This is a genomic window from Gelidibacter salicanalis, assembly GCF_016469035.1.
Lineage (GTDB): Bacteria > Bacteroidota > Bacteroidia > Flavobacteriales > Flavobacteriaceae > Gelidibacter > Gelidibacter salicanalis_A.
Map to the genome: position 1 here is coordinate 1 of NZ_JAEHJZ010000045.1, position 6,361 is coordinate 6,361.

Genomic DNA, 6,361 nt, shown 5'->3' on the forward strand with positions numbered 1-6,361 from the left:
AATAACTAAGAATTCGGCTCGCCGATAGGGCAGAGCTGAATTTTGTGTTGACGAATCCGGTTGATTTGCCGTCTATGGGTAAAACGTTGGGTTGAGGGAAGGATATTTGGAAGTTGCTCAGTGATTGATTTGGTCAGAATGCATAGAGTTCAATTATTTTCTGACATTCTCCGTGGTTTTTTAGTGGTTTCAATTTACAATCTCTGGTTTTTATCGTTCAATTTTAAAGTTAATGCATAGCAGGGCCAGTCCGCATGTGCAGATAATTTTTAATTACTCCTATTCAATTTTCTATCTTTCAGTAAAACTTGCCAATTCTCGGGAGGCCCACGATCATTGAACAACAAAATAGTATGCAGTCTCCCTTTTTTACAGACAGGGCATCGGCGGTGCAAAAGCGGTTCTTTTGTTTTTAGAGGATCCCTCTTTACCGTAGCCAATTCGGTTTGTAGTTTTGGCAACTTCTCTTTTTTCCAGCTGCTGCTCAAAATACCATAATGCCGTATTCGGGTAAATCCCTTGGGCAGGATATGCAGGGCAAAGCGCCTGATAAACTCCTGGCTTGACAGGGTCAAGTCGACTTTTCTTCCTGCACGTCGGTAATCTTTGGCATTAAAGCTCACGCTTCTGCTTTTACGATCTACATCTGTGATCCGATGGTTGCTGATCGCTATTTTATGGGTATACCTGCCCAGGTATTCAATTACATATTTTGGGCTTCTAAAAGGTTGTTTGGCATAGACCACCCATTTTTTACCGAACACTTCATTGTAAATTTTCTGAGGGATCTTTATGTCACTTTTTCTAAGCTCTGCGATATATTTTGCCCTGAACACTTGGCTCATGGATTTTACGTTGAACAGGTAGTTGCCGTTATTCTTTGCTATTTTCCATTGTCCTGATCTGCTCAAACCACCGCCCGGGACAATGCAGTGCAAGTGCGGGTGTAAACTCATATTTTGACCCCAAGTATGGAGCACTGCAATCATCCCCATTCTCCCACCAAGGTGCTTGGGATTGTCACCAAACTGCTGTAAGGTCTGCCAAGCAGCTCTGAACAGACTGCCGTACACTATTTTGCCGTGGCTCAATGCGTAACTGTTAAACTCGCTTGGAAGAGTAAACACCACATGAAAATAGGGAACATTCAAAAGTTCGCCTTCCCTTGCCCTGATCCACTCTTCGCGTTTGTGTCCCTGACAGGTCGGGCAATGCCTATTCCTGTCCCGATAGCTATCGGGATTGTAACTGATGTGCAACGCGTGGCAACAATCGCATTTATCAATATGTCCGCCCATAGCTTTGGTTCGGCACCTTCTTATGGCCTGCAGGGCACGGTAATGCCAAGAGGTCAGGCTCAAATTTCTGAGCTGTAGCTGCTCCATTTCCAAAACGTCGGCTACCGTATGTTTGGGGCGCATCAGTCGTAGAGCTTGTCCAGTGGAGAGAACTTCGAACCACTGGGCAGATTGGCCACATGCAGATAGGTCAGGGTCATCTCGATATGCGCATGGCCCAAAAGTTCTTTTAGACTGACAATGTCAACGCCATATTCCAACAGATGCGTGGCAAAGGTGTGCCGCAAGGTGTGGGCGGTTATCTTTTTGGAACTGCCTATTTTACTGCGGTTTTCCTTGATGACCCATCGGATCCCATTGGTGGTCAACCCCCGAGCTGCTCCATCTTTGGTGACCTGACTGTTGAAAAGATAGCCTTGGGGATTTTCCGTTCTGATATATTTCTTTAGCCCTCTGACCAGATATTTACTTAAAGGGACATAGCGGTCGATCTTCCCTTTTTTCTTGGGGATAAAGACCGTTCTGCGATCAAAATCGATGTCTGCCAATTTGAGATTGAAAAGTTCGTAGCTGCGAAGTCCACAGCCGTAAAGCATTCCAATAATCAAACGGTGCTTGAGGTATTTGGGCGCTTTTAAAAAACGCTTCACTTCCTCCTGGCTCAAGACCGTTGGCAGTTTTAAATCGCGCTTGATCTGCGGCAGGGCCACGCGCTTGGCCTCCATCCCCATAACTTTGTAGGCGGCCCTGAGTCCGAAAATGGTATGCTTGAAGAAACTTTCAGAAGGCGTTTTGTGAAGTTTTTGGCAATAATAAAGATAGTCCTCAATCTTTTCCACCGAAAGCTTTTCCGGGCTTTCTTTATAGTGCAGGGCAAGATGTGCCAGACATCGGAGGTAATTGTTCAGGGTGCTTTTGGCCTTGCCGTTAATGGAAAAGCTTTGCTCCAATCTGTTCTGGAGTGTACTGAAACCCGCTACCTCCTCAAAAGCACGTTCAGCAATGGTTTTACTTTTTTTTAAACATGATATTAGATTTAAAATTTAGCTACAAATTAATAAATCTATTACATTTACAAAAACAACATCCGATCTGAAAGGTGCAGGAGGGCTTCCGACCGGTAGGGAGGATTCGTTCAACACAGTATAAAATTAATACGGGTTTAGTGCCTATTTATACAGTTTTGCCTTTTAATTATCTTTAGTTAGTATCGGGTGGCTACTGCTTATTAATCCCGTACTAATCTTATACAAACCGTTAGCTGTAATGCAAAAAAAACTTCACGAACTAAATGACAACATCGGAAAAATTTAAAGTTTGGTTAGAAACGATTTATATTTCAAAAAAAACAGGAAAACCTTTAACTACAGGAACTCAATATGTAACTGGACTAAATGCTCTAAATAAAAATCTGAATTTAATTGGAGATGGAATTTATGACATAAATACTGATTTAGGAAAAATTCGAGAATTAATAGATAAGCCAGAAAATTGGCATAAGGATTACTCAAGTCATTTTAATGCATTCACAAAATTCAGAGATTATTATATTGAACGAAATGACAAAAGCAAAAGACCTTTACAAAGACAAATAGATGTTTTTAAAAGGCAACAAGTAGAAATTTCCGCAGTAGAAAAAACAATTAAACACTTTGAGGAATTAGATTATATTGTAATTTCGAAAGAAAAGGATAATGTTGGTTGGGATTTAGAAGCATCGAACGACAAAGAAACTTTGCTTTTAGAAGTTAAAGGACTTTCTGGAAAAATAGTTTCTATCGAACTAAGTCCTAACGAATATCAAAAATCGAATGAATATAAAAACAAATATAAATTGTGTATTGTAACAAACGCATTGTCTGAACCAAAGCTTGAAATCTTTAGTTATCATTCTGAATTAAATTATTGGACAAATATTGAGAATGACAAGTTAATTATAGAAGAAAGAATTGGTGCGAGAATCTACAAGGAGTAAGCACTACAGCTAATAACTAAGAATTCGGCTCGCCGATAGGCCAGAGCTGAATTTTGTGTTGACGAATCCGGTTGGTTTGCCGTCTATGGGTAAAACGTTGGGTTAAGGTAAGGGTGTTTGGAAGTTGTGCTGTTTTTGGGTGGCCAAGTAGTATAGAACCCTCTTGTTCTATAACTTGTTAAGTGCTTTGCTTGTGGTTTGAAGTTGGGATCCCTTGTTTTTGCTGTTTAATTTTAAAGTTAGGGCTTATTTGGCACCCAATTAGTTGGGAGTGCTATTTTTGATTTCAAATTTATATATTTGAGAACGGCAAACAGAAATGGCATGGGGTGGATAGGGGGTATATATGGCTCTCTGTGTTATATATTACCTGCAATTTAAAAGCCAATATTATGCAAAAAACAATTACAAGAATTTGGCACGGAAAAGTCAAAAAAGAGCACTCAGAAGTCTATAAAACTTATGTTGAAGAAACAGGTTTAAAGAATTACCAGGAAGTGAAAGGAAATCTTTCAGCTAAAATTCTACTTCGGTTTGAAGACGATATTTGTCATATGTTGACGGTCACAGAATGGGATTCTTATGATAGCATTAAGATGTTTGCTGGGAAGGATTTTGAAAAAGCGAGATATTATCCAGAAGACAAAAAATATCTATTGGGTTTTGAAGAATTTGTAACCCATTATGAAACTTATGTCTATGAGAGCTGAAATCCATAGAATTGTGAATTTATTAAAAAGCGTTCATTATGGTAATTGTTGGACAGGAGATAATTATGAAACTATTCTTGCTGAAATAAATCCAAATGATGTAAATTTAAAAATAGATGGTTTTAATAACACAATTCATCAAATTGTAAGACATTTAATTACGACGGATATTCTAATTATTGAAAGAATCAAGGGGAACAATATCGAATTAAGCACAGAAGAAAATTGGCCATCACAATCTCGTTTGAAAAGTGTCGATTGGGCCGATAGCCTGAAGCTAAAGAATGATACTTTTAAAAATCTTATAAATCACATCGAAGAATTCGAGGACAACCAACTTAACAATAACCCATTTCCAGAATTCTCACCTTGGTATATACAATTCCACGGAATTGGTGAGCATCTACATTATCATATGGCACAAATAAAATTGATAAGCATATACCAAAAAACTTCGGGTAATAACTAAGCAGTATTCGGCACGCCGATAGGCCAGAGGTGACTATTGTGTTGACGCATCCGGTTGGTTTGCCATCTGTGGGTAAAATGTTAAGTTAAGGGTAGGATGATTGGAGGTCGCACTGTTTTTGGATGACCAAGTTGTATAGAACCTTCTTGTTCTATAACTTGTTAAGTGCTTTGCTTGTGGTTTGAATTTACGATGCCTGGTTTTTGTCGTTTAGTTTTAAAGTTGCGGCTAATGTAGCGCCCAATTTGTTGGGAGTGCTATTTTAGATNNAAATTTATACATTTGAGATATGCACTATAAGAAATGGGCCTTTGGATGCTTTTCAGGAATCGGGTACATTTGAGAACGGCAAAAAGAAAATAGCATGGGGTGCATAGGGAATATGTGTGGCACTCTGTGTTATATGTACACATGTTGAACTAATTAAAAAAAAACCTAATCATCTAAAGAAACTTCATCAATGAATAAAATAAAATCATTAATATTTTTCCTTTTCATTCTTTTTAATATTGGATGTAAAAATGAAAAAAAAGAGAATATACAACAGCTAACAATTGAAAAACAAAATGAAATAAACGACTATTTAAAAACAGAAGTTAAAAACACTCTCGGATTAGCAGTTGCCGTCATGAAAGACGGAAAAGTGATTTATGAAAATTATTTAGGGAAAGAAAATCTAAACGATAAACCAGTTAATAAAGAAACCATCTTCCCGCTCTATTCTGTTTCTAAACTTATAACATCTACAGCGATTTTTCAATTAATTGAAGAAGACAAAATTCACCTCGATGATAAAATAACTTTATACATAGATAACTTACCTATAGAATGGGAAAATATTGAAGTAAAGAACTTGTTGACCCATTCATCAGGACTTCCAGATTACGAGGTAATGAATGGAGAAATTTCGGACACAATTACAATGAAAAATTTAATCCAAAATGAATTGCGTTTTAAAATAGGAGAGCGTTGGGAGTATAATCAAACGAACTTTTGGTTTCTAACAAAAATCATTGAAAAGGTTACTAAAAAAAGTTACGAGAGTTTTGTAACAGAAAAACAGTTTTCGAACAACAGTATTTTGCTTTCTTCCAATTTCATTGAACCAGTTCCTAATAGAAGTTTCAAATATGAATTTAATAGTAGTTCCCAAAATTGGGAGAAATTAAATTTCGATTTTGGAAAAAGAGCTAACTCTGCGGGTGGAATAAACTTAACCTTGAATCAATTTATTGAATGGACCAAAAAGTTCGATAATAATGAATTTATTCAACCAACTACTAAAAATAAAATGTGGACACACTTTGCATATAAGGAACCGTTCTATTTTGAGAATAAAAAAGACAAGTTCTTATACGGTTGGCAACAATATTCGTCAAACAACGAAATTTCATTTGGATTTACAGGAGGTATGGTAACTGGCTATAGAAAATTCGTAAATCAAAATATGACAATTATTGTCTTAACAAATGGATTGAAAAATGCCCCAATTAGGAATAAGGTTATAAATAAGATTGCTGGTATTATCGATGAAAATTTAGCGGAAAAAACTAATGCCAATTACTAAGAATTCGGCTCGCCGCACCTGTCCCGCCTTAGCGGGGTAGGCCAGAGCTGAATTTTGTGTTGACGAATCCGGTTGATTTGCCGTCTATGGGTAAAACGTTGGGTTAAGGGGAGGATATTTGGAGGTTGTGCTGTTTTGGGCGGCCAAGTAGTATAGAACCCTCTTGTTCTATAACTTGTTAAGCGCTTTGCTTGTGTTTTGAATTTAGGACGCCTGGTTTTTGTCGTTTCATTTTAAAGTTTGGGCTTATTTGGCCCCCAATTAGTTGGGAGTGCTATTTTAGATTTCAAATTTATACATTTGAGATATGAACTATAAGAAATGGACCTTGGATGCTTTATA

Annotated in this window: 6 protein-coding genes; 4 read left to right on the forward strand and 2 right to left on the reverse strand. The window is 37.5% G+C overall.

Annotated elements, in window-relative coordinates:
* Positions 1-269: 269 nt before the first annotated feature.
* Complete coding sequence (locus tag JEM65_RS16955) at positions 270-1,421, reverse strand: IS91 family transposase (protein WP_199602190.1); 1,152 nt, start codon at positions 1,419-1,421, stop codon at positions 270-272.
* On the reverse strand, positions 1,421-2,248 hold the full coding sequence (locus JEM65_RS16960) for a tyrosine-type recombinase/integrase (RefSeq protein WP_233530710.1): 828 nt from the start codon (positions 2,246-2,248) through the stop codon (positions 1,421-1,423). The genes JEM65_RS16955 and JEM65_RS16960 overlap by 1 nt, the downstream gene beginning before the upstream one ends.
* Before the next feature lie 341 nt (positions 2,249-2,589).
* Between JEM65_RS16960 and JEM65_RS16965 the strand changes: the two genes are divergently transcribed.
* The 4 genes from JEM65_RS16965 to JEM65_RS16980 all read left to right on the forward strand — a co-directional run bounded on the left by JEM65_RS16965 (position 2,590) and on the right by JEM65_RS16980 (position 6,019).
* Positions 2,590-3,273, forward strand: a complete 684-nt coding sequence (locus JEM65_RS16965) for a protein NO VEIN domain-containing protein (protein ID WP_199602192.1) — start codon at positions 2,590-2,592, stop codon at positions 3,271-3,273.
* A 392-nt stretch (positions 3,274-3,665) separates the two neighbouring features.
* The gene (locus JEM65_RS16970) at positions 3,666-3,983 is read left to right on the forward strand and encodes a hypothetical protein (RefSeq protein ID WP_199602194.1); all 318 of its coding nucleotides are present in this window, start codon (positions 3,666-3,668) and stop codon (positions 3,981-3,983) included.
* Positions 3,973-4,452: a DinB family protein gene (locus JEM65_RS16975; RefSeq protein WP_199602196.1), complete on the forward strand. Its 480-nt coding sequence runs from the start codon at positions 3,973-3,975 to the stop codon at positions 4,450-4,452. The genes JEM65_RS16970 and JEM65_RS16975 overlap by 11 nt, the downstream gene beginning before the upstream one ends.
* A 460-nt stretch (positions 4,453-4,912) precedes the next feature.
* Entirely contained in the window at positions 4,913-6,019 is a 1,107-nt protein-coding gene (locus JEM65_RS16980) for a serine hydrolase domain-containing protein (RefSeq protein ID WP_199602198.1), read from the forward strand.
* The last annotated feature ends 342 nt before the right edge of the window (positions 6,020-6,361 follow it).

Excerpts from the sequence above, each read along its gene's own strand:
- JEM65_RS16970 (WP_199602194.1), top strand. The coding sequence starts at position 3,666 with ATGCAAAAAACAATTACAAGAATTTGGCACGGAAAAGTCAAAAAAGAG.
- JEM65_RS16965 (WP_199602192.1), top strand. The coding sequence starts at position 2,590 with ATGACAACATCGGAAAAATTTAAAGTTTGGTTAGAAACGATTTATATT.
- JEM65_RS16980 (WP_199602198.1), top strand. The coding sequence starts at position 4,913 with ATGAATAAAATAAAATCATTAATATTTTTCCTTTTCATTCTTTTTAAT.
- JEM65_RS16975 (WP_199602196.1), top strand. The coding sequence starts at position 3,973 with ATGAGAGCTGAAATCCATAGAATTGTGAATTTATTAAAAAGCGTTCAT.
- JEM65_RS16955 (WP_199602190.1), bottom strand. The coding sequence starts at position 1,421 with ATGCGCCCCAAACATACGGTAGCCGACGTTTTGGAAATGGAGCAGCTA.